Below are 22,054 nucleotides of genomic sequence, written 5' to 3'. Positions count from 1 at the left end.
AGCATCCGCCACCACACCGGCCAACACCCGACCGAACCGCTCCACCAAACCCTCAACCGTCCCCCGATCGAACAGATCAACGGAGAACTCCAGGACCCCCGAAAGGCCCGCCGGCTCACCGGCATCATCACGCAGCTCGGTGATATTCAGGAGCAGGTCGAACTTGGACGTCTGGGTGTCGAGTTGGTCGATGTCGGTGGTGAGGCCAGAGAGCTCGAAGTGGGGCGCGGCGTTGTTCTGGAAGGCGAGCATCACCTGGAACAGCGGGTGGGACGCCATGGAGCGGACCGGGTTCAGGGTCTCCACGAGGTGCTCGAACGGCACATCCTGATGCGCGTAGGCCGCCAGGTCCGTCTCTCGCACCCGGCCGACCAGCTCACGGAACGTCGGATCACCCGACAGATCCGTCCGCAGCACCAGCGTGTTCACAAAGAAACCGACCAGATCGTCCAGCGCCTCGTCCGTACGCCCCGCGATCGGCGTACCGATCGGGATATCGGTACCCGCACCCATCCGCGACAACAACGCCGCGAACGCGGACTGCACCACCATGAAGAGGCTGGCGTCGCACTCCTGGGCCAGGGCGGCGAGGGCGCAGTGCGTCGCGGGGGAGATCTCGACCGGGATGCTCTCGCCTCGGTGTGAGGGCAGGGCGGGGCGGGGCCGGTCCGCAGGCAGGTCGAGGTGTTCGGGGAGGCTCGCCAACATGTGTGCCCAGTAGGTAAGTTGGCGGGAAAGAAGGCTCGTCGGGTCGCTCTCGACGCCGAGGGTGCGAAGCTGCCACAGGGTGTAGTCCGCGTACTGGACCGGCAGCGGCTTCCAGTCCGGGGTCTCCCCCGCCGCGCGCACCTCGTACGCCGCCACCAGGTCCCGTGCCAGCGGGACCATCGACCAGCCGTCGCCCGCGATGTGGTGCATCACCAGGAGCAGCACCTGCTCGGTCGCGCCACGCGTGAACAACGTCGCACGCAGAGGGAGTTCCCGCGTTAGATCGAAGGTGTCGGCCGCGGCACGGGTGAGCTCGTCGGGCAGAGCGCCCGCGGTCGCGGAGGCCGTGGTCAGGAGGTCCGCGGGGATCTCGTCGGGGCCCAGGATTTTCTGGTAGGGCGCCTCGTCCGGCCCTTCGGGGAAAACGGTTCGCAGCGACTCGTGCCGTAGGACGACGTCCCGCAGCGCCGCCGCCAGGGCCTCGTCGTCCAGGTGGCCGGTGAGACGGACGGCGAACGGCATGTTGTACGCGGTCGACGCCGGTCCTTCGAGACGATTGAGGAACCACAGTCGGCGCTGCGCGAAGGAGAGCGGGAGCCGGTCGGGGCGCTCCGCGGGGACCGGGCCGGTGAGAGTGAGCACATCGACACGAGCAGCCTGTTCGACGTCCTCGATGTGCCGTGCCAGCCGGGCCACGGTGGGTGCCTCGAACAGAGCGCGCACGGGCAGTTCGACGCCAAGGTCGGTGCGGACGCGGCTGAGCAGCCGGATGGACGTCAGGGACTGGCCGCCGAGCTCGAAAAAGCTGTCGTCTATGCCAGGTATGTCGACACCGAGGATCTCGGCGAACGCGCGGCAGAGCGCTTCCTCCCGCGGGGTGCGGGCGGTGCGGCGGGCCGGTACGGCCGTCACTTGCGCAGGCAGCGGCAGCGCCGCGCGGTCCAGGGTGTGCCGGGCGGTGACTGGGAACGCGTCGAGCACGACCACGGACGTCGGCGCCTGCGCCTCGGGCAGGCGCTCGGCGGCGTGGAGACGGACCGCCTCCGGATCGACCGCGGCCTCAGCGCGCGGCACGACGTAGGCGGTGGCGACAGCTGCCCCCTCCGCGCCTTCGCGGACGACGGCCACCGCGTGGCCGATGTGTGGGTGGGCGGCGACGACGGCCGCGACCGACGCGTCGGAGTCCGCAAGGGAGCCGAACCCGGTTGTACTGCCAGCCAGTTCGAGCGTTCCGTCGGCGCGACGGCGTGCGAGGTCGCCGCTGCGGTACATCCGCTCACCCGGCGCACCGTACGGGTCGGCGACGAGACGCTCGGCGGTCGCTCCGGGACGGTCGGCGAAGCCGCGCGTCGACTGGGCGCCACCGACGTACAGTTCGCCGGTCACGCCCACGGGGGCCGGGCGCAGGAAGGCGTCCAGGACGTAGACCCGGATGCCGGGCAGGGGCCTGCCGATCGAGGCGCCGCCTGGCTCAGCCGAGGTCTCGCCGGCCACGGCCGTGGCATGTACTGCGGTGCCCACGGGCCCGTACGCGCTGCACAGGGTCACGTCGCCCAGTAGGTCACGGAAGCGGGCGGCGAGGTGGGCCGGCAGGGGTTCGCCGTCGCAGACCACGGTGCGCAGGGAAGGGTAGGCCTCCGTGCCCGGTTCGTCGAGGCGGGCGAGCAGAGCGGCGAGCACGGTGGGTGTGGTGTGCAGGGTCGAGATGCGTCGACCTGCGATGTCCGCAGCGAGGCCGGCGGCAACGCGGGCCGCGTCGCGCGAGGCCGACGCGTGTTCGGCGGCCACGAGCGTCGCCCCGCCGACCAGCGCCCAGTGGCACTCCCACTGCGGCGCGGTCCCCAGCAGGACATGGTCGCCGGGGCCCTGCGGGTGGCGGGTGCCCAACCGCGCGAGCTGGTCGCCGACGGCCGCGTACGTGGTGATCAGGCCCGTCGAGCGGCTGACGTACGCGGGGTGAGAGGGCAGGAGCGACGCGGTGCGTTCCGTGTCGGTGATGTCGGCGTCGGACAGGTCGGCAAGTGCCTTCTCGGTGCGGGGCTCGCCCAGGGCGATGCGCGGCAGGGCCGGGGCCTGCTGCTCCGGCGCGCTCTCGGAGGTGAGCACGCACACCGTCCGGGCCGCTGCCACGACGTCGGCGTACGCAGAGGGGTACGCGCGGGCGCCTTCGCCGGCATCCGCGTCGCAACCGCCGTCGGTCTCCGCGTCCAGTACCAGGCACGCCGCCCCCGCCTTCGCGACCGCCAGCAGCGCCACCGGCAGATCGGCGGACCGGGTCCCGGCCACCGCGACGGTGCGCTCCGGGCCCGCGCCGTGCGCGACGAGAAGGCGGGCGACGCGGTTGGCGCGGGCGTTGAGCTGCGCGTAAGAGAGGACGCTGTCCCCCGCGATGACCGCGGGCGCGTTCGGGGTGTGCCGCGCCTGCTCGGCGACCCGCTCGGCCGGCGCCGGGCCCTGCTCCTGCGCGGCCGCGGGGTTCCAGGTGTCGAGGAGCAGCGTGCGCTCCGGGGCGGGGACCACGTCGAGTTGGCCGACGGGGCGGGCCGGCTCAGCCAGGGCCGCGGCAAGGGTGTGCTCGAACCGGGCGAGGTGCAAGGTGAGTTCATCGGCGGTGTAGAGGGTGTCGTTGCCGTCGAGGTGGATGACGAGCTGTTCGCCGCGTGCCGTGCCGTAGACGTCGAAGGCCAGGTCATCTAGGGGGCCGTTGCCGAGGTTGAGGAGCCTGGCGGGGTGCTCGCCGAAGGCCAGGCCGTCCTGGAGGCCCATGATGTTGACCAGCGGCCCGAAGGAGCCGGAGGCGTCGGGGGACGGCGCGAAGTGGTGCTGGAGTTCTTCCTGGCGGAACCGCTGGTGGCGCAGCGCCTCCTTGACGGCCCCGGTGGTGTGCGCGAGCAGCTGCCCGAAGTCGTCGTCCGCGCTGACGACGAGCCGCAGGGGCAGGACGTTCGCGGTCATGCCGGGGGTGCGGCGGGCGTTGAGGGTGGTGCGCGCAGTGACGGGGAAGCCGAGCGTGATTCGGTCGGCGCCCGTCATGCGGTGGGCGTAGAGTGCGACGGCGGCCGTCAGGACGACGGACCAGTGGGTGCGGGCGGTGCGGGCGGCGGCGATGAGGCCGTCGTTGAGGTCCGCGGCGAGGCCGGTGGTGGCCCTCAGCGAGGAGCCGCGCGACGTGGCGGTGCGCCGCGAGAGGCTGAACCGCGCCGGGCGGTCGGCGAGTTGGTTCTCCCAATACGTCCGGTCCTTGGCGAAGTCCGGCGACGCGCGGTACGCGTCGTCCTCCTCGACGAGCGCGGCGAGCGTGCCGAACGTCGCGTCCTCGCAGATGCGTTGTTCGGCTAGGGCGGTATAGAGCTCGGCGACGCGGCGGGTGAACAGGGCGGCGCCGTGGCCGTCGACGACGGCGTGGTGGGCGCGCGTGTACCAGAGGTGACGGTCCGGCGAGAGCCGGAACAAGGCGAGGTCGTAGAGCCGCTCGGCGAGCAGGTCGACGGGGCGGGCGCGGTCCTCGCGCATCCAGCGCAGGGCAGTCTCGGTGGGATCGGGCTCCGCCGAGACGTCACGGTACGTCAGGGCGTCCGAGGGGACGGGCAGGGGGGTTTGCCACACGCCGTCGGTGTCCTCGGTGAAGCGGACGCGCAAGGCCTCGGCTTCGGTCAGGGCGGCACCGACGGCGGTTCCGAAGAGATCCGCGTCGACCGCGCCACGGATGTCGACGCACTGCGCGAGGCTGAAGTCCAGGTCGGTGAGTCCCTGCTGGTGGGCGAACCAGACGCCGTGCTGCGCGGCGGACAACGGTCGACGAGTGGCTTGTGCGTCAGACACCTGCTACCTGCCCCATGAGTTGTGAACGACGGAAAAGGGAGGAACGGAAAGAAGGGGAGGAAAGAGAATCGAGCCAGGACGGGTGGCACCGCACGGGTGGCCCGTCCTGGCTCGGTCTTCTTTCCTCAGGCGTGCGCGTCCATTGCGTCCCGGAGGGATTTGGGACGCATATCGGTCCAGTTCTTCTCGATGAACTCGATGCAGATGTCGCGGTCCGTCTCCTCAAGGACGGTCCGCCACCCCTGGGGCACCTCGATATAGCTGGGCCACAGCGAGTACTGCTCCTCCTGGTTCATGAGGACGAGGAACTTTCCCTCGGTGTCGTCAAAGGGGTTCGTCACACCACAACCTCGATTTCGATAGTGGGGCCGGCAACGTGGATCAGGCGTCCTCGCGGCCGGTCCGACCGTGTCCACAAGCCCAAGGAACTCATCTCATCACGGGGTTTCATCACTTCGATATCGTGCGGTCATTCCTGGATTCTCATGCGCGGACGGAGGTCTTCCCGGGGCTATCGGCGGCTATCCTTTGGCCTTCCGTCACACAAACTGCCCGGAGACCGAGGGGAGCCTCAGTGAAGCTGCACGACCTTCTGGGAACATCAGACGGGTGCGCAGTACCCGATTCATTTGCCCTGTACGAGATCGCGGTCGGCCACTCCTCGGCCGCGTCCTCCGTCAAAACCGCTATGAGCGCTGGAGAACTTCGTCTCGTGATACCCGCCGTCACTTTCGCTGTTTCCTGCGCCATGCGCACGTGCTGGGACGAATACTGCACGAAATCACATCAGTCCGGCGTCGGTACGGCCGTGCAGCACCTGCTCGGCCTCCCCGGCGTCGAACTGGTGGAACTGACCCCGCAAGACGCGACGTCGGCGGGCAAGCTGTACGCCCGGTCGGTCGACCGGCGCATCGAGGGCCCGGAGGTCCTCGCAGCCTGCCACTCCACGCACGTGGCGAGCGTCCACGACGCGCCGCTCCTCTCCACGGGCCGCGCCTCGTACTGCTATGTGGCGACACTGAGTGAAACCGAACGTAGTCAGATCCGGTTGCTCTGACGCCCGCTCGGGTCCGGCCGCGCCGCCTGCAGCGCCTCGCGGCCGTAGATCCCCTCCACCCAGTTCTCTTGGTAGACGGTGTCGAGATATCGCTCGCCCATGTCCGGCGATATCGCCACGCACGTGAGGCGGCCGCGGTGGGCGTTCGCATCGAGCCACTGCCCGGCGCCGCTGACCACGGTGCCGGTGGACCCGCCGAGGACGAATCCGCTGCCGGCGAGACGGTGGCACATCCGTACCGCCTCGCGCTCGGGCACGAGGATGACCTCGTCGACGAACGTCTCGTCCAGGAGGGGCGGCCGGACGCCGGAGCCGAGCCCCGGAATCATGCGCTGCCCCGGCGGGTGCCCGAACGCCACAGATCCCACGCTGTCCACGGCCACGACGCGTACGCCGGGGCGGTGTTCGCGGTACCAGCGCGCGCACCCCATCAGCGTGCCGGTGGTGCCCGCCCCGACGAACAGCACGTCCAGGTCAGGGAAGGAGCGGTCGACGGCGGGCGCGGTGTGCAGGTAGTGCGCCCGCCAATTCGCTGCGTTCTCGTACTGGTTGAGCCACACGTTTCGGTCATCTGCCGCGCAGAGTCCGCGTACGTGGCGGATGCGCGCGGCGAGGAACCCGCCCTCGGGGTCGGGTTCGGTGACGGTGTGCACGGTCGCGCCGAGCACCGACATGAGGCGCTTAGCCGCCAGGTTGCAGCGGGAGTCGGTGACGCAGACGAAGCGGTACCCCTTGGCGGCGGCGATGACGCTCAGCGCGATCCCGAGGTTTCCCGACGATGATTCGACCAGGACGGAGTCCGGCGCGATGAGGCCGTTGCGTTCGGCGGCCTCCACCATTTCCACGGCGGCCTTCTGCTTGATGGATCCGGTGAAATTGAACCCCTCGCACTTGAGGAATAGGGGCATGTCGAGCACGGCACCGAGATCGACGTACAAGTCGTCCTGGTTGAACTCATGGGGCGCCGAAATGATCGGCACGTGGCCTCCTGCCTCAGCCGTAGCGTCGCATCTCGTGGAAAAAGCCGTCGACGACGTGCAGGTCGCCGGCCGCCGCGACGGTGTCGTAGATGTGTCGGCCGAGCACTAGGTCGAGCACGCCGAGGCCGAAGGGCGAGAAGACAAGGGGCCGATCGGCGTCCAACGGCAGGCCGCCGGTCAGGACGTCATGGAGCGTGCCGGTGACGAAATCCCGGGTGCCGACGCGCTGTTCGGCGAGATGCGGAGAGGTGTCGGCCTTGAGGCAGTGCTCGATGTCGTCGACGACGTTGGTTGCTGCGAGAATCACCTCCGGTGACAGGTCGCGCAGCGACAGGTGGAGGACCATCGGGTTGTGCGCGAACCACGCGGGTTCGGTGATGTGCGGCGTCCCGGCCACCGTCGCGAAGACCACCAGGTCGCAGGAGCGGACCAGCGACTCGGCGTCGTCGTGGACCGTGACCGGCCCGGTCTCGCCGGCGCGGCGCAGGTAGTCGCCGAATCCGGCGGCGTGCTCTGCGGAGAGGTCGTGCACGCCGATCTCGTCGAACTCCCAGCCCGTGCCCGCAAGATACGCGTGAACGTAGCGAGCGATCAGGCCGACACCGAAGAACCCGATCCGGGCGGGGCGGGCGCCACCGCGAGCCTCAGCGAACTTCTCCGCGGCGAGCGCTGCGGAGCCCGCGGTGCGCGCGGCACTGATGATGGAGCTCTCCAGACAGGCCAGCGGGTAGCCGGTGTCGTGGTCGTTGAGGATCAGGACCGCGGAGGCCCGCGGGATGCCCCGCTCGACATTCGAGGGGAAACTTGATATCCACTTCAGCCCGTCGGTGGGCGCGTCGCCGCCAACCGAGGCGGGCAGGGCGATGATGCGAGACGACGGCCGGTCGGGGAAGCGCAGGAAGTAGGAGGGTGGGTTCACGGTCTGGCCTCCGCCATGCCACCGGTAGGCGGCCTCGATGAGGTCGACCACCTCCCGGTGCCGGCCGTCGAGGACGTGCTGCACCTGGGCTCCGGAGATCACGGAGAACGATGGTGTTGGGTACTGCTCGGGCATTGGAGAGGCTCCCTGGGGTTTCCTGGGGTTCTGCGGTTCCTGGCGGTCAGCCGACCGACGCGTGCCGCGTGTGGCCGGGCAGCCGCGTTGGGTCGCCGAAGAGCGCGACGACGTCACGTTCGCCCGCGTAAGCCTCACGGCTGTGCGCCATTCGCAGGTTGTCCACGACGAGGACGTCGCCGGTCCGCCACGACTCCCGCCAAGTTGCGGCGGTGTAGGCGGCGTTGATGGCCTCGATCACCGATTCCGGGATGGGGGTGCCGTCGCCGCGGCGGGTGGTGAAGGGCAGCGCGTCCGGGCCGTAGAGGGCGAGAAGGTACTCCCTGACCGCCGGGTCCATCGTCAGCTCGTTGAGGAACGCGATCTGGTTGAACCATAGGCGTTCCCCCGACAAGGGGTGCCGGACGACGGCCGACCTGCGCTGCAACGTGCGCAGCGAGCCGTCCGCCAGCCACTGGTGGTCGATGTCGTGGTCGCGGCAGTACGCGGACACCTCGTCGACGTCCTCGGTGCCGAAGGCATCCGCCCAGCTCAGTCCGAGGTCCCCGTAGTGCCGGGCGAGCAGCCAACCGTCCCGTTCGAAGGGCTCAACGAGCTCGGCGGGCAGGGCGCCGAGCACGGCTCGGGCGTCGGCCACGCCGGTCGCGCCGCCGCTGTCGGGCGCACGCAGGCAACCGAAGAGGGCGATGGCCGGGACCTCGACCGAGTAACTCAGCTCGTGGTGCATGCACATCGGCTCGTCGGCCGGCCACAGCGACGCCGAGTAGACGCCGTGTCCGAGGTCGTGGCGAGCGGCGAAGCTCTCGCGTTCACGCATCGGGGTCACGTCGAGGGCGTGGGCGACTGCGGCCAAATCTGCAGCCGTGCTCAGGCCGAGACCGCGGACGAGGACGGCGCCGTGCCGGTCGAGAGCCTGGCGCACATCCTTCGCTGGCACCTCGTCGCCCGGGGGCTGAAGAACGGGGGTGCGTCCCTCGGCGAGGATGACCCGGGAGCCATCGGGGAGAGAGCTGCCGGGAGCGGTGCCACCGGGCGAGGGGGTATCCGTCATGGGGTTCAGCCGTCCGTCGTCGTGCTGTGGGGTTCCGCGGTCGCGGCCTGGTGCGCCGGGGTCGCGGCGTCGCCGTTGAGGAGCGCGGCGAGGTCCGCGAGTCGCGGGGTGTCCCGCAGTTCGCGGGGAGTGAGCGAGCGGTCGAGGGCGATGGCCAGGCGGACGAGCGAGAGCGAGGTGCCGCCGAGGCCGAAGAAGTCGGCGTCGCGTCCGATGCGCTCAGCGGGCACCTTGAGGACCTCGGCCCACAGCGCGGCGACACGTCGCTCAGCGGCCGTCCGCGGTGCCTCGCCCGCCGCGACGGCGGTGCCCGGCGCGGCGTCGTCGGTGGCGCGTTCAGCGGCAAGGCGGCCCAGGGCCTTTCGGTCCGTCTTGCCGTTGCCGGTGAGCGGCAGCTCGGGCAGGCGGTGGAAATGGCCGGGGACCATGTACGCGGGCAGGGTCCGTCCGAGCGCAGCCGCGAGGGTGTCCGGGGTCGCGTCGGCGGCACCGGTCCAGAAGGCCACGAGCCGACCGGTACCGCCGGAGCCGGTCACGACGACGGCGCTGTCGCGCACGCCGGGCACCGTCAGGAGGCGGTTCTCGATCTCGCCGATCTCGATGCGGAAGCCGCGGAGCTTGACCTGCGCGTCGCGGCGTCCGAGGAACTCCAGGTTTCCGTCAGGCAGTCGGCGTCCGATGTCGCCAGAACGGTACAGGCGGGCGCCGGGGACGTGCGGGTCGGGGACGAACGCCGCGCCGGTCCGTTCCTCGTCGTTGACGTAGCCGCGCCCCACACATACGCCGGAGAACACGATCTCGCCCGGCGAGCCGAGCGGGACGTGCCGCAGGCCGTCGTCGACCACGTACACGCGTACATTGGCGACGGGCCTGCCCAGCGGCACCGAGGCGGCGTCCGGAACGGCCGTCATCACCTCGTGGTTCGTGTCGTCCGACGTCTCGGTTAGTCCGTACGCGTTGACGAGCGCCTTGTCCGGGAAGGCCGCGAACCAGCGCTCGGCCAGCTCCTTCTTGAGCGCCTCACCGGTCGCCGACACACAGCGCAGCCACGGCAACGGGCGTGGTGCATGGTCGAGTTCGGTGAGCATCGTCTCCAGGTAGGAAGGTACGACCTGAAGGACCTCGACGCGCTCATCGGCCAGGGTTTCGACCAGGCGAGCTACGTCCTCGACGGCCGTCTGGTCGACGACCACGGTGCGCCCGCCGACCGTGAGGGCCGCGACAAGTTGCCACAGGGAGATGTCGAAGCACTGGGGCGCGGTCTGCGCCACCACCGTGCCCGCCGTGATGCCAAGGTCGTCGTTCTTGGCGAGGACGTGGTTGAGGAAGCCCGCGTGCTCACACACGGCGCCCTTGGGGGCCCCGGTCGAGCCGGACGTGAAGTAGATGTACGCGCTCTGGTCCGCGCCCACCAGGAGGCCAGGGTTGGTGTCCGGTCCCTCGGTGAGGTCGTCGAGATCGTCGACGCACACGCCGGGCAGCCGCGCCGACGCCTCCGCGAGGCCTCGGGAGACGCCCTGCCGGGTGAGCACGTGCCGGCAGTCGCTGCGCTCCAGCATGTCGGTGACCCGGTCGGCGGGGAAGTGCGGTTCCACCGGGAGGTAGACGCCGCCCGCCTTGAGGACGGCGAGGACGGCCGCCAGCCACTCCAGGTCGCGTTCGGTCACGACGGCGACCACGTCCTCGGGGCGCAGATCGGCGTCGAGGAGGGCGTGGGCGATGCGGTTGGCGCGCCGGTTGAGCCTGCGGTACGTCCATGAGGTGCCGTTGTGGACGGCGGCGATGTCGTCGGGACGCCGCCGCGCCTGCTCCTCGAAGAGTTCGTGGACACGCAGGCCGGGCAGGTCGCGCGCGGGTCCGGCCAGCCCGTGTGTCTGGTGGGCGACTTCGTCGGGGGTGAGGGGGCTCCATGTGTGGTGGTCCGTGTCCGGGATGGTGCCCAGCGCGTCCAAGGCGGCGAGAAGATATCCGGCGATCCGGCCCGCCTGGTCCGGGCCCACGACCTGGGGGCGGTGGCGAAGGACGACGGCAGGCCCGTCGCCGTCCCGGGTCAGGCCGACCGCGAGGACGGTGTCCGGCGCGAGGTCCTGGGCAGCGGGGGCGCGGCCGGTCACGAACAGAGTGTCGTACAGCGGGCCGTCGCCGCCGGTGCGGCTCTCCCGGGTAAAGTCGGGGAGGTGGCGCAGGACGCCGGAGTGGATCCGGGCCGTGTCGTCCAGGAGTAGGCGCCAGGTGTCATCGCCGACGTCCACCCGGCAGGGCACCGCGTCCCCGGCGCCGACGGACGTCGGCGCCAAGAGGCCGACGACCACCGTCCGGTCGCCCGTGACCTGCGCCAGGACCTTGGCGCAGGCGGCGAGAAGCACGGCGTCCAAAGACGCTCCAGAACGCTTGCACAGGGCTCGCAGCGCGAGCGCGAGCGGCTCGGGTACCCGGGCCCGCCAAACGGTTGTTGCGTCCATGGTGTCGTGCGGCATGGGGCCGCCAACGGTCCCGACGGGATTCGCCGCGCGCTCGGGCCACCGGGGAATAGGGGTGAATCCGCCGCCGGTGAGCATGCGTTGCCAAAACTCCAGGGGCGCAGTCTCCACACCAGTACCTTCCGCGCGCGCAGCTACTCCTGCGGAACCTTCGCTACCTTCACATGACGCGCAGATACTAGATGTCGCCTTTATCAGTGAGATATCGACAGACCGGCCAGGTGCATGCCGGAGAGGCGGCTGAGCGCGGCCTGCCGAGTCTGCTCGGACTCTTCGGCCAGCGCTCGCTCACGGGCGAAAAGCCGGGCGAGCTCGTGGAAGGCGTAGCGCAGCGCCCCGCTGGCGTCCGTGCCGACGACGGTTAGCAGATGCATGTCGAAGAGCTGCTCCATCGCGTCCTCGGCCGCCACGTAGTCGACAGCCAGCAACGTGGCGCCGGCTTGGGCCGTGAAGTCCGGCGTGTCGAGCAGGCCCAGCATGCGGCACATGCGGGCCGCCTCCTCGGGCAGGCTGCGGTAGCCGCGCTCCAGACCCTTGCGTACCTCCAGGCCGCCCGCGCTGAGTTCGTCGAGGCGTCGGCTCCCATTGGTCAGCCGGTACACCAGATGCCGTACGGACCAGTGTGGTTTGGCGGCGAGACGGCCTGCGGCCGCCCGCAGCGCGAGGGGCAGCCTGCCGCACAGGAGGCCCAGCTCGTTGACGGCCGAGGTGTCCTCAAGGACGCGACCCTCGCCGATGATGCGTGCCACCAGTTCGACCGCCTGCGCGTCGGGCAGCGGGCCGAGGTCGACGCGGACCGCGCCGCTACCGACGGCCATCGGGTCCTGCCGCCCGCCGGTGGTGGCCACGACCCGCGAAGGCCCGCAGCCAGGCAGGAACGACTGGATGCGCTCCAGACTGCAGGCGTTGTCGAGGACCACGAGGATGCGTCGGTCTGCCAGCAGGCTGCGGTAGAGCGAGACGCACTCGTCGGCACGGTCGGGGACCAGTTCGGCCGCGACGCCGAGGACCCGCAGGAAGCGGCCGAGCAGGGCGTGCACGGTGGTGCTGGGCTGGGTCCACTCGTACTGGGAGAGGTCCGCGTAGAGCTGTCCGTCGGGGAAGTGCCGCAGCGAGCGGTGTGCCCAGTGCGCGACGAGGCTCGTCTTGCCGACCCCGGCAGCGCCTGCGACGACGCCCACGCACGGCCGGGCGGTGCCTGAGAACCCCTCGTCGTCCGTGTCGGCCAACAGGGTGTCGAGTACGGCGAGTTCGGGCTCGCGGCCCAGGAACTCCGGTACGTCGGCGGGCAGTTCTGCGGGCAGTGCACGACGCCCGGAGAGGTGCGCGTCGTCGCGGAGGGTGAGTTCGGGGGCGTCCTGGAGGATGGCGCGGTGCAGTTCGTGGATGGAGGCGCTCGGCTCCATCCCGATCTCCTCGACGAACCGTCTGCGCCAGGTGCGGAAGCCCTCTGCCGCCTCCGCACGGCGCCCGGAGCGGTACTGGGCGAGCATCAGCGAGTGCCGCAGCTTCTCGTGCAGCGGCTGGTCGTCAGCCAGAGCGGAGAGTTCGGGCAGGACTTCCTGGTGGCGGCCGAGCGTGAGTTCAGCGTCGAACAGCGCTTCGTAGACGGCGAGGCGCTCCGACTCCAGCCTGGTGGCCTCGTCCGCGACGCCCTGTCCCGCAACGCCGGACAGGGCGGGCCCGGTCCACAGGTCGAGGGCCTTGCGGTACCACCCGACTCCCTCGTCGATATGGCCGAGGCGGACGGCCTCCGCGGCCTCCGCGCAGTCGGCGGCGAAATCATGGGTATCGAAGGTGCACGCCCTGGTCAGGATCCGGTACCCAGGATGGGTGGTCTCGATGACCGGGGCGTCGAAGAGCGCCGCCCTGAAGGCCTTGCGCAACGCGCCTACACAGATGGCCACTTGGGTCCGTGCCGTGTTCGGCGGTCGGCTCCCCCAGACCGCGTCCACGAGGCTGTCCACGGTAACAACGCGGCCCCCGGCCAGGACGAGCATCGCGAAGATGGTGCGCTGCCGTGGACCCGCTATCACGACAGGGTGTCCACCGACGGTCGCCGACAAGACGCCCAGCACCCTTATTGCAATTCTTTCGTGCGTGGCTTCGTCTGCCCCGTCGTGCCCGGCACCGGAGGAAGCCACGCAATCACTCCCCAAATCCACCCTGTTACCCCCGTCGCATGTGGAGCTACCTGATCACTATAGGCACGCCGTTCATCCGGGACGGGTGCGGTTTTCGGATGTGTACGTCTGGGCCATCATCGGGACGTTCACCATTGCACACGAAGGGACTTGAGCCCGCGGGTGGCCGCGGCGGGCTTCCAGTCGAGAGCCTCGATGCTCTCGGCGAGCGCGAGGTCCGGGAAGCGCTCCAGGGTCAAACGGATCACGGTCGCCAGCTGTAGTCGGGCCAGCGGTGCGCCGAGGCAGCGGTGCACTCCGCGGCCGAAAGTGAGGTGAGGGTTTCCGGAATCGCCGCGGGTGCGGTTCGCGCCCATGAGGAATACCAGGACCGGTTCTCCCGGTGAAATGGTGACACCAGCGAGCTGGACCGGTTCGGCGACGGCGCGACTAAAACTGACGGGTGCCGAGGGGTTGGTGCGCAAGATCTTCTCGACCTCGGCGGGGATGAGCCCGGAGTCGGCGCGCAGGGCGGCGGCGCGGGCGGGGTCGTGCAGCAGGGTGAGGAACGCGAGCGTGATCTGATCGGCGGTGGAGTCGTAGCCGGCCATGAGGAGCGCGAGTGAGAGAGTGACGAGCTCACGGTTCGTCAGCCTGCCCTCCCCATCAGCCGCCTGAATCAGCTCGCTGATCAGGTCGTCGCCGGGCTCTCGGCGTTTCCCGCCGATGAGTTTGGTCATGTAGTGGGTGAGGAGGAACGCCCGGGTGCGACTCTCCGCGCTCTCCCCCTCGAGGTCGAACAGGACCGGCACCCACTCCCGGAAGCTCTCCCGGTCGGCCTCGGGCACGCCAAGCATGTGGCAGAGCACGCTGAGCGGCAGCGGCGCGGCGAGCCCAGCGACGAGATCCGCCGGACACCCGCCTGCGGCCATGGCATCCAGGAGTTCGTGCGCGCGGCGCTCGATGAACGGGGCGAGGGCGCTGGTGCGGCGCTCGGTGAAGGCCCCCGCGACGATCCTGCGGAGTCGGGCGTGCGCCTTGCCGTCGAGGCTGACGATGGAGTCGGGCGAAGGGTCGAGGCTGGCGACCTTCGGCACGTCGGGCGCGACGGCCGCCGCGCGGCTGAACCGTGGATCGGCGAGCACCTGGCGGGCGAGGCCGTAGTCGGACACCGCCCAGACCCCTACGCCGTTGGGCATGTTCACCCACTGCACGGGGGATGTTTCCTCGGGGTGGCAGGGCAGGGGGAGTGGCCCCACCGGCAGCCCGTCGAGCAGATCTGCGGAATTCGGCATCTCTATCCATCCCCCCCGTCGCGACATGTTGCTGCAGACGATGCACCCGTGATCTATCGCTTCGTTTTCATTCATATATCAATGCGTGAAACCGGAACTATCCCGGAGCCGGTCATGCCTGGTGTAAGGATTCGACGGTCGATAACACCGAACACCAGGGCCAGTTGTGGCTTGCCACAGCGGAGATCTGTGACCTAGGGTCGCGACTATCGTGACCGCACCAGGTCGGAGGCGGCAGGATACGATCGAGCGCAACGATAATGATTGCGTAGAGGCTCCTGAGCGAATCGCTGCGAGGCGAGCCGGGCAATACTCTTCCTCATTTCCGCAGGCCTCGCGGAAATACCGGAGTTCCATCGTCATTGCAACCGGAACCCGCACGCACCGAAGGTCGATGGAACGCCTATTGTCCGGCCATTCTCGGAAGGAATTCCTGATGTCTAGTAAACATGACGAGATCGTCCAGCGTCTTTCCGAAGCGCTGGGCATCAAGAAGTCACTCATCACTCCCGACATCACGTTCGTCGAGCTCAAGATCGACTCGTTGGCGCTCGTCGAGTTCTCGGTGATCCTGGATGAGGAGTACGGCGTGCCGCCGCTGCAGCTGACGCCGGACAGCACCATCGCGGAGGCGGTCGCTCTGGTGGAGACTGCGACGAGCAGCCGCACCGAGGCGTCCTCGTGAACGCCTCCCCCGCGGTGGCGGTGACCGGCCTCGGCCTGGTCTCGCCGCTCGGTATCGGCATCGAGGAGACATGGGCGGGACTGCTGGCCGGTACGTCGACCGCCGCCACCGACCCCCTGCTCGAAGGCCTCGGCGTCGACTTCTGCTGCGCCGTGCCCGGTTTCGACGGGGACTACCTGCTCGGCCGCGCGCTCTCCTGGCGACTGGAGCCGTACGCGAAGATGGCGGTCGTCGCCGCCCGGCAGGCCGTGGCCGACGCCGGGCTCGACCGAGAGACATGGGACGGTACGCGGGTGGCGGTGATCTTGGGCGTGGGCGGCACCAGCACTCACCACTGGGACCGCCAGTCAAAGCACTTCGCCGCCGAGAGCCACTCACGGGTCTCGCCGCTGTTCATCTCGCGCTGCCTGACCGGCATCACGGCCGGAGAAATCAGCACGGACCTGGGCGCGTCCGGCCCCAGCCTGAGCGTCAGTACGGCCTGCGCCTCCGGTGCCACGGCCATCGGCCTTGGACGGGACCTGCTGCGGGCGGGCAGCTGCGACATCGCCGTCGTCGGCGGCGCCGAGTCCGGCCGGACCCGCATCGCCAGCATCGGCTTCAGCCGCATGGGGGCACTCTCGACGCGCGGCAACAAGCCCGCCGAGGCCTCCCGCCCGTTCGACGCCGAGCGGGACGGCTTTGTGCTCGGCGAGGGCGCGGGCATGCTCGTCCTGGAGCGGGCCGAGGACGCGCGAGCCCGCTCGGCGCGCCTCCATGGCCATGTAGCCGGGTACGGCGCCTCCGCCGACGCCTACCACTACACGACGCCCGACCCTAAGGGCCGAGGCACGGAACTCGCCACGCGCACGGCCCTCGCCGACGCCGGTCTGACGGCGGCGGACATCGGGCATGTTAACGCCCACGGCACCGCGACGCAGTTCGGTGACGCCGCGGAAGCGGGCATGCTCACCCGCGTGTTCCCGCACGCCCCGCCGGTGACGGCCACCAAGAGCCTGACAGGGCACACCCTGGGCGCGGCCGGCGCTTTGGAGGCGGCCTTCACCCTGCTTACGCTTGCGAACCAGCAGGTGCCGCCAACCGCCAACGTGGAGCGGGTCGACGACGCCGCGGCCGGACTCGACCTGGTGACCGAGAAGCCCCGTGACGTGTTCACGACCGCCGCGCTCAGCACGTCCTTCGGCTTCGGCGGCCAGAACGCCGCACTCGTCCTCACCTCCGCCTGACTCGCGCCAGCCCCGCACGACCGCCCGAGTCGGACGCCTTCCCTACGTCACCCAGGAGTCTCGTGTCCATGGCCAGCACCGCGGCAGACACCGCCGTCACCTCGCTCGCCGACCTCAAGTACGCCTACGGGACAGGCGGTTGGTGCGAGCCGCCGTTCCGCTTCGCTGACGAAGCCGTCGCACTGCTGCGCGAGCGCGTGCTCTCCATCAGCCGCGAGAGCCGACCCGAGGTCGTGCACGAGAAGGACAGCGGCACGGTCCGCGCCATCCACGGCTGCCACGCATTCGACGAGGTGTGTGCGGCCCTCGTCCGCCTTCCCCGGCTCGTGGAGCTCGCCGAGGAACTCGTCGGCGGGCCCGTCTACGTATACCAGTTCAAGGTCAACCTCAAGCAGGCGTACGAGGGGGCGGCCTGGCCGTGGCACCAGGACTTTGCGTTCTGGCACGAGGAGGACGGCATGCCGAGCCCCGACGCCGTCAACATCGCCATCTCCCTGGACGACGTCCACGAGGGCAACGGACCACTCACCGCCATACCCGGCTCGCACCGGCTCGGCCTCCTCGACCTGCCCGAGGGCCGCGCTGACGGTGACGAGTCCGACTGGCGCTCGCACGTGTCGGCCGACCTGGCCTACACCGTGAACGGCGACCGGGCACAGCACCTGGCCGACGAGAGCGGCCGAAAGGTGTTCACGGGGCCGCGCGGCTCCATCCAGGTCTTCCACCCGAGCATCGTCCACTCCTCGTCCAATAACCGGTCGGCGGACCCGCGCGCGCTGCTGCTCATCACGTACAACGCAGTCACCAACGCCCCCGCGCGCGCCACCCGCCCCGCTTTCCTCGTCTCCCGGGACACCACGCCGGTGGAGCCCCACGCCGACGAGCGTCTTGACCTGGTGTCGTACTAGAGCGCCGAGCAGAATTGCGAGACCCCGCATGGCGACCGAGCCGACCAAGCCGATCCGACCGGCCGAACAAAGACCGCAGATCAATCTCGTGGACCCGCAGCTGTACGCGACGGGTGACCCGTTCGCGCAGTGGCGCTGGCTCCGCGCGCACGCGCCCGTGTACTGGCACGAACCGACCGAACTGCCGGGCTTCTGGGCCCTGACGACGTACGACGACGTGCGCACCGCCTACCGGGACGCGGCTACGTTCAGCTCCGCCCAAGGGATTCTGCTGCGCCCCGACAGTCACGGCGCCGACCCCGGCGGCGGCCGCACCCTCGCGCTGACCGACGCCCCACGCCACAAGCAGCTGCGCGAGCTTATCGACGGGTGGTTCTCGGTTCGTTCGGTGCGCGCCATCGAGCAGGACATCCAGGAGGTCGCGCGGCGCGTGGTTGGCGAGGCCCTGGAGCGAGGTACCTGCGACTTCGTCGCGGACATCGCCGCCCGCGTCCCGCTCTATGTGATCTGCCGGATGATGGGGGTCCCCGACGCCGACTGGGAGCGGCTGTTCACGCTGACCAGTGACGCGTTCGGGGCCAGCGACCCGCTGACGCAGCGCCTCGCCCACCTGGACATCCTGGGCTATTTCGATGCCCTGCGGGCGGACAAGGCGAAGAACCCCGCGGACGACCTGGTGAGCGTCCTCGCCAATGCCAAGATCGACGGCGAACCGCTAGCTCCGGACGACGTGATCCTTAACTGCGACAACCTCCTCGTCGGCGGCACCGAGAACACCCGGATCGCCTCCTCCGGCGGCATGCTGGCGCTGCTGCGCCACCCCGATCAGTGGCGCGCACTGCAGGACGACCCGACACTGCTGCCCTCGGCCGTCGAAGAGGTGCTGCGCTGGACATCGACCGCGACGCATATCATGCGCACCGCCACGCGCCCGGTGGAGATCCGCGGTCGGCGGATCGTCGCGGGTGACCGCGTCACGTTCTGGCTGCCGTCGGCCAACCGCGACGAGTCGGTCTTCCCCGAGCCCGACCGCTTCGACGTCCGGCGCAACCCCAATCGCCACCTGGCGCTGGGCTTCGGCGAGCACTTCTGCGTCGGCAGCATGCTCGCCCGCGTCGAACTGCGGCACCTCTACAATGAGTTGATCGCGCAGTCGATCGATATCGAACTTGCCGGGGAGCCGACACTGTTGAACTCGGTCGTCGTCAACGGCCCAGAGCACCTGCCCGTCTCTCTCACCGTGTCGTAATCAGACACCAACACCACCTTGCCCCACTGGACTTGAGTGGCGAAAAGTCAGCACGGCTTAGTTCCACGAAGGAGAGGACAGACTCGTGGGCGACTGGATACGCCGGTTCCACCCCCCGCCCGGCACCGAAAGCCGCCTACTCTGTTTTCCTCACGCGGGCGGTTCGGCCAGTGCTTACCACACACTTTCGGCGGCCGTTGCGAGCAGCCTGGAGCCGTTGATCGTGCAGTACCCAGGCCGCCAGGAGCGGTTCGCTGAGCCATTTGCCGAGCGAGTCGAGGAGATGGCCGCAGCAGCGCTCGCTGCACTTCCCGCCCCCGGGGACCCAACGCCGACGATCTTGTTCGGGCACAGCATGGGCGCACTCGTGGCGTTTGAGGCCGCGCGACGTCTGACAACCGAGGGGCGGCCGCCCGCCGCTCTGTTCGTTTCCGGTAGGCGCGGCCCCTCATTGCCGCAGCTTACGGGGAGGAAGCCGGTACGTGAGATGTCTGACGCCGAACTCATAGAGGACATAAGGCAGTTGTCAGGAACGGATGACGAGCTGCTGGCCTACCCCGATGTCCTTCCACTCATACTTCCTCCCGTACGCGCCGATTACCAGATCGTGGACGACTATGTCTACCGCAGCGCACCCCAGCTCGACTGCCCAATCACAGTCCTGTGGGGCGACAAGGACCCAGGCGTTACGGATGAAAGTGCTCGAGCATGGGAGAGCGAAACAGGAGCTGCCTCCTCCTTCCACGTACTGGCAGGAGGGCACTTCTTCGTCGATGATCACCTGACGTACCTCGCCGACCTTATTACCTCTGCGCTACCGGAACCGGGCGCTAAACGGCCCGCCCACTTCACCCTCAACCCCGCCAGACGGACCTCGCATGGCATTCGACTCAATCCGGGACGGCCTGCACCGACCAAGGGTAGCCAGTGAGACAGTGGCTGCATTTGCTTCGCCAGACTGCCGGCAGAGTGGCAGCCGACTTGTGCTGTCCGACATGCATTGCACTGTTGGCGCGCGGACTGACGCCAAACATTTGTCGGCCCACCCCAAAACAGACAGGAAAGAACGAAAACCCGCAGATACTTTCGAAACGTAATTACTAACGGGGACAATTTTCCGCTTATGGCCGAAATGTCGAGCGCTGAAAGGAATTGGGTGGAGATGTTTACGGGGCTGCGGGTGACACAGTTGCGCGGCTACTGAAGACGGTGCGGAAGCTGGGGTCAGTACGGGCAGCAGGGCGCGGAAGAGGAGCTGCGGGAGCATAGGTTCACCCGGTGATCGCACCGAACCACGTCACCCACTGGTCGGCAACGCGCCATTCGGCCCAGACGTTCGTGCGTCTCGGTCTGTTCCATCCACAGCACGACATCGTGGAGAGCTACCAGGAAGAGCTGTTCACGCTGGCAGGTTACTGAGTGAGTGTTTGAGATCTCTGTTCGTCGGGCTCGGCGGGTTGGATGCTGGAAGTTATGGGCTCTGGCGGGACGGCCCGGCGGTATTGCCCGGAGTGCGGGATGCCGCTGGCGCCAACGAAGTCGGCGGCAGCGGTCTTCTGTTCGGGTCGGTGCAGGTCGCGAAGGTGGCGGGCCCTGCAACAGACCCGTCGGCGGGTGGCGGCGATGCAACGCGGGGACGGCGCAACGTGTCCGGTCTGCGGTCATGAGTGGACGGTGGGGGTGGAGCATCGCCGGTCGACGGTCTTCTGCTCGTCGCGTTGCCGCACCCGGGCCTGGCGACAGAAGCTGTCACGGAATTCCGTCACGGTGACGCCAAAGCCGAACGCCGCAGATGACACGGGTGCCCCGTCCGCTCCGCATAGGGGTGCGGCGAGCGGCTGACGCACCTCGGACACTCCCCTCACGCGCCTGCCGCCGCGGTGATGAACGGATCCATTCTGGTCGTGACCTGGGCTGATACGACGTTGCGCTGTCACTGTCCGGTGGCTGGCCCTGCCCGGGGCAAGGTGGTGAACCGGCATGTCGGATCGGGTGGGGAACGTCTCGCGGACGCGTTACGAACAACTCGTCGCCGAGGCGAAGGCACTGGTCGCGCAGGTCGCCCGGGCCCAGTTCGCGCTCGGGGACAAGGCGTTAGAGATCGAGCCGATGAGGCCGGTGGGCGGGTCGGTTGCCAAGGGCACCGAGGACCTGTTCACGGTCGAGGAATCGCTCCAGATGTTCGCCGACGACATAGGGGTGGCCCTGAGCACGGTGGAGGACTGGCGGTGGACCGCCTCGCGCTGGCCGGCCGACAAGCGCAAGGACGGCGTCTCCCACACTGTCCACAAAATCCTTGCCTCCATCCAGGATGAGACCGAACGCTGGGTGGCGATCGAGGACGCCCCGGTCAACTCCCGCTCGGGCAGGAAACAGTGGACCTCCGACGGGGCGAAACGACTGGTCGGGCAGCAGGTCGACCGGCCGGTCACGGTCGAGGAGAAGGTGCGGGCGGTCACCGACCTGACCCGCGACGACGACGTCGCCGCCCAGGTCACGGCGAGCCTGCTGCGGCGGCCGGACACAGCCAAGAGCCTGCCGCCGGCCGACCGGGTCCGCGTCGTCCAGGAGCTGACCCGCGACGACGAGGTCGCCACCAGCGTCACCTCCGAACTGCTGCAGCGGCCCCGGGTCGCCCGGCAGGCCATGCGCGATGACACCACCCGCTTCACCGTCAACCGGGCGCAGTTCGACAACTCCGAGGAGATCCGCGAGAAGATCCGCGACCGCGTCCCGGCGGTCCGCCAGATCGAGCACACTCTGGAATACCTGGACCTGGTCGGCTCCTGCCACCAATACGTCGCCACCCTGGGCCGCCTGGTCCCGCGCCTGCGAGACCAGGAGTTCAGCGAGGACGAACGCGAAACGCTCCGGCGTGGAATAGCGAAGGTCCGCGGCGCTGCGGATTGGCTGGAGGCCGCACTCGACACAGGCCGGTTCACCCTGGACGAGCAGCTCGCTCAGCTCCTCAAGGGCGAGTGAACCCTTGCCTGCCCGGCGCCGCCGCGGCGGCGAGACCCAGCCGCTGAGCGAGCACTACGGCGACCTGGTCCGCGTCGCGCTGATGGAAGCCCGACCGGCCGGACTGCAGACCAGGCAACTGGTCGCCGCCACCCGCCTCACCCCCTCACAGGTCGCCCGGGGAGTGCGACACCTGCGCGACGTCGGCGCGGCCGAGCGCCTCACGCCCATCATCTGGCGCCGCAAGGACGGCTACCTCTTCTCCGACGAGCCCGCAGACTGGATCGAGTACGAGAAGAAGCAGTTCAAGCTCGTTCTGGGCCGGCTCACCCGGTTGATCACGGGGACGCTCGACCCGCACCTGGCCCGCCACCCCGACGACGAATGGGCCCAGGTCGCCGTCGCCCAGCTCACCGGCGTCCGCGCCACCCTCGCCCAACTCGCCAAAACCTGAG

17 protein-coding genes are annotated in these 22,054 nt (G+C 69.3%); 9 read left to right on the top strand and 8 right to left on the bottom strand.

What is annotated here, in order from left to right; all coding sequences use genetic code 11:
* Both ACWGIH_RS38005 and ACWGIH_RS38000 read right to left on the bottom strand, forming a co-directional pair.
* The coding region (locus ACWGIH_RS38005) for a condensation domain-containing protein (RefSeq protein ID WP_453450248.1) at positions 1–4,530 on the bottom strand (4,530 nt) is incomplete at its 3' end.
* Positions 4,531–4,655: 125 nt separating this feature from the next.
* Entirely contained in the window at positions 4,656–4,871 is a 216-nt protein-coding gene (locus tag ACWGIH_RS38000; RefSeq protein ID WP_453450247.1) for an MbtH family protein, read from the bottom strand.
* A 233-nt stretch (positions 4,872–5,104) separates the two neighbouring features.
* Here ACWGIH_RS38000 and ACWGIH_RS37995 point away from each other — a divergent pair, with 233 nt between their 5' ends.
* Positions 5,105–5,587: a hypothetical protein gene (locus ACWGIH_RS37995; protein WP_453450246.1), complete on the top strand. Its 483-nt coding sequence runs from the start codon at positions 5,105–5,107 to the stop codon at positions 5,585–5,587.
* On the opposite strand, the gene sbnA is transcribed toward ACWGIH_RS37995, so the two are convergent.
* The 6 genes from sbnA to ACWGIH_RS37965 all read right to left on the bottom strand — a co-directional run bounded on the left by sbnA (position 5,569) and on the right by ACWGIH_RS37965 (position 14,570).
* The gene (sbnA, locus tag ACWGIH_RS37990) at positions 5,569–6,567 is read right to left on the bottom strand and encodes a 2,3-diaminopropionate biosynthesis protein SbnA (protein ID WP_453450245.1); all 999 of its coding nucleotides are present in this window, start codon (positions 6,565–6,567) and stop codon (positions 5,569–5,571) included. The two genes, ACWGIH_RS37995 and sbnA, sit on opposite strands and share 19 nt — an antisense overlap.
* A gap of 13 nt (positions 6,568–6,580) precedes the next feature.
* Positions 6,581–7,621, bottom strand: a complete 1,041-nt coding sequence (gene sbnB, locus ACWGIH_RS37985) for a 2,3-diaminopropionate biosynthesis protein SbnB (protein WP_453450244.1) — start codon at positions 7,619–7,621, stop codon at positions 6,581–6,583.
* Between the two features lie 46 nt (positions 7,622–7,667).
* Positions 7,668–8,672 carry a TauD/TfdA family dioxygenase gene (locus tag ACWGIH_RS37980; protein WP_453450243.1) on the bottom strand — a complete coding sequence of 335 codons (1,005 nt, stop codon included), beginning with the start codon at positions 8,670–8,672 and terminating at the stop codon, positions 7,668–7,670.
* 5 nt (positions 8,673–8,677) lie between these two features.
* Entirely contained in the window at positions 8,678–11,149 is a 2,472-nt protein-coding gene (locus tag ACWGIH_RS37975) for a non-ribosomal peptide synthetase (protein ID WP_453450242.1), read from the bottom strand.
* A gap of 197 nt (positions 11,150–11,346) precedes the next feature.
* Positions 11,347–13,188, bottom strand: a complete 1,842-nt coding sequence (locus ACWGIH_RS37970) for a BTAD domain-containing putative transcriptional regulator (RefSeq protein ID WP_453450241.1) — start codon at positions 13,186–13,188, stop codon at positions 11,347–11,349.
* Positions 13,189–13,424: 236 nt separating this feature from the next.
* Positions 13,425–14,570 carry a cytochrome P450 gene (locus ACWGIH_RS37965; protein WP_453450240.1) on the bottom strand — a complete coding sequence of 382 codons (1,146 nt, stop codon included), beginning with the start codon at positions 14,568–14,570 and terminating at the stop codon, positions 13,425–13,427.
* 436 nt (positions 14,571–15,006) lie between these two features.
* On the opposite strand from ACWGIH_RS37965, the gene ACWGIH_RS37960 reads away from it, so the two are divergent.
* From ACWGIH_RS37960 to ACWGIH_RS37925, 8 genes are all read left to right on the top strand, one after another.
* A complete protein-coding gene (locus ACWGIH_RS37960) occupies positions 15,007–15,255 on the top strand; it encodes an acyl carrier protein (RefSeq protein WP_453450239.1) in 249 nt (82 codons plus the stop codon).
* The gene (locus tag ACWGIH_RS37955) at positions 15,252–16,481 is read left to right on the top strand and encodes a beta-ketoacyl-[acyl-carrier-protein] synthase family protein (RefSeq protein ID WP_453450238.1); all 1,230 of its coding nucleotides are present in this window, start codon (positions 15,252–15,254) and stop codon (positions 16,479–16,481) included. The genes ACWGIH_RS37960 and ACWGIH_RS37955 overlap by 4 nt, the downstream gene beginning before the upstream one ends.
* A gap of 68 nt (positions 16,482–16,549) precedes the next feature.
* Complete coding sequence (locus ACWGIH_RS37950) at positions 16,550–17,389, top strand: phytanoyl-CoA dioxygenase family protein (RefSeq protein ID WP_453450237.1); 840 nt, start codon at positions 16,550–16,552, stop codon at positions 17,387–17,389.
* A 28-nt stretch (positions 17,390–17,417) separates the two neighbouring features.
* Complete coding sequence (locus ACWGIH_RS37945) at positions 17,418–18,638, top strand: cytochrome P450 (protein WP_453450235.1); 1,221 nt, start codon at positions 17,418–17,420, stop codon at positions 18,636–18,638.
* A gap of 85 nt (positions 18,639–18,723) precedes the next feature.
* Entirely contained in the window at positions 18,724–19,569 is an 846-nt protein-coding gene (locus ACWGIH_RS37940) for a thioesterase II family protein (protein WP_453450234.1), read from the top strand.
* A gap of 347 nt (positions 19,570–19,916) precedes the next feature.
* Positions 19,917–20,057, top strand: a complete 141-nt coding sequence (locus ACWGIH_RS37935; protein ID WP_453450233.1) for a hypothetical protein — start codon at positions 19,917–19,919, stop codon at positions 20,055–20,057.
* A 561-nt stretch (positions 20,058–20,618) separates the two neighbouring features.
* A complete protein-coding gene (locus ACWGIH_RS37930) occupies positions 20,619–21,620 on the top strand; it encodes a DUF6192 family protein (RefSeq protein ID WP_453450232.1) in 1,002 nt (333 codons plus the stop codon).
* Between the two features lie 4 nt (positions 21,621–21,624).
* Positions 21,625–22,053, top strand: coding sequence for a hypothetical protein (locus ACWGIH_RS37925; protein ID WP_453450231.1), 429 nt, complete (start codon positions 21,625–21,627; stop codon positions 22,051–22,053).
* Position 22,054 lies beyond the last annotated feature (1 nt).

The organism is Streptomyces sp. NPDC054872 (assembly GCF_053610705.1).
This window is presented reverse-complemented; position numbering and strand designations above follow the sequence as displayed.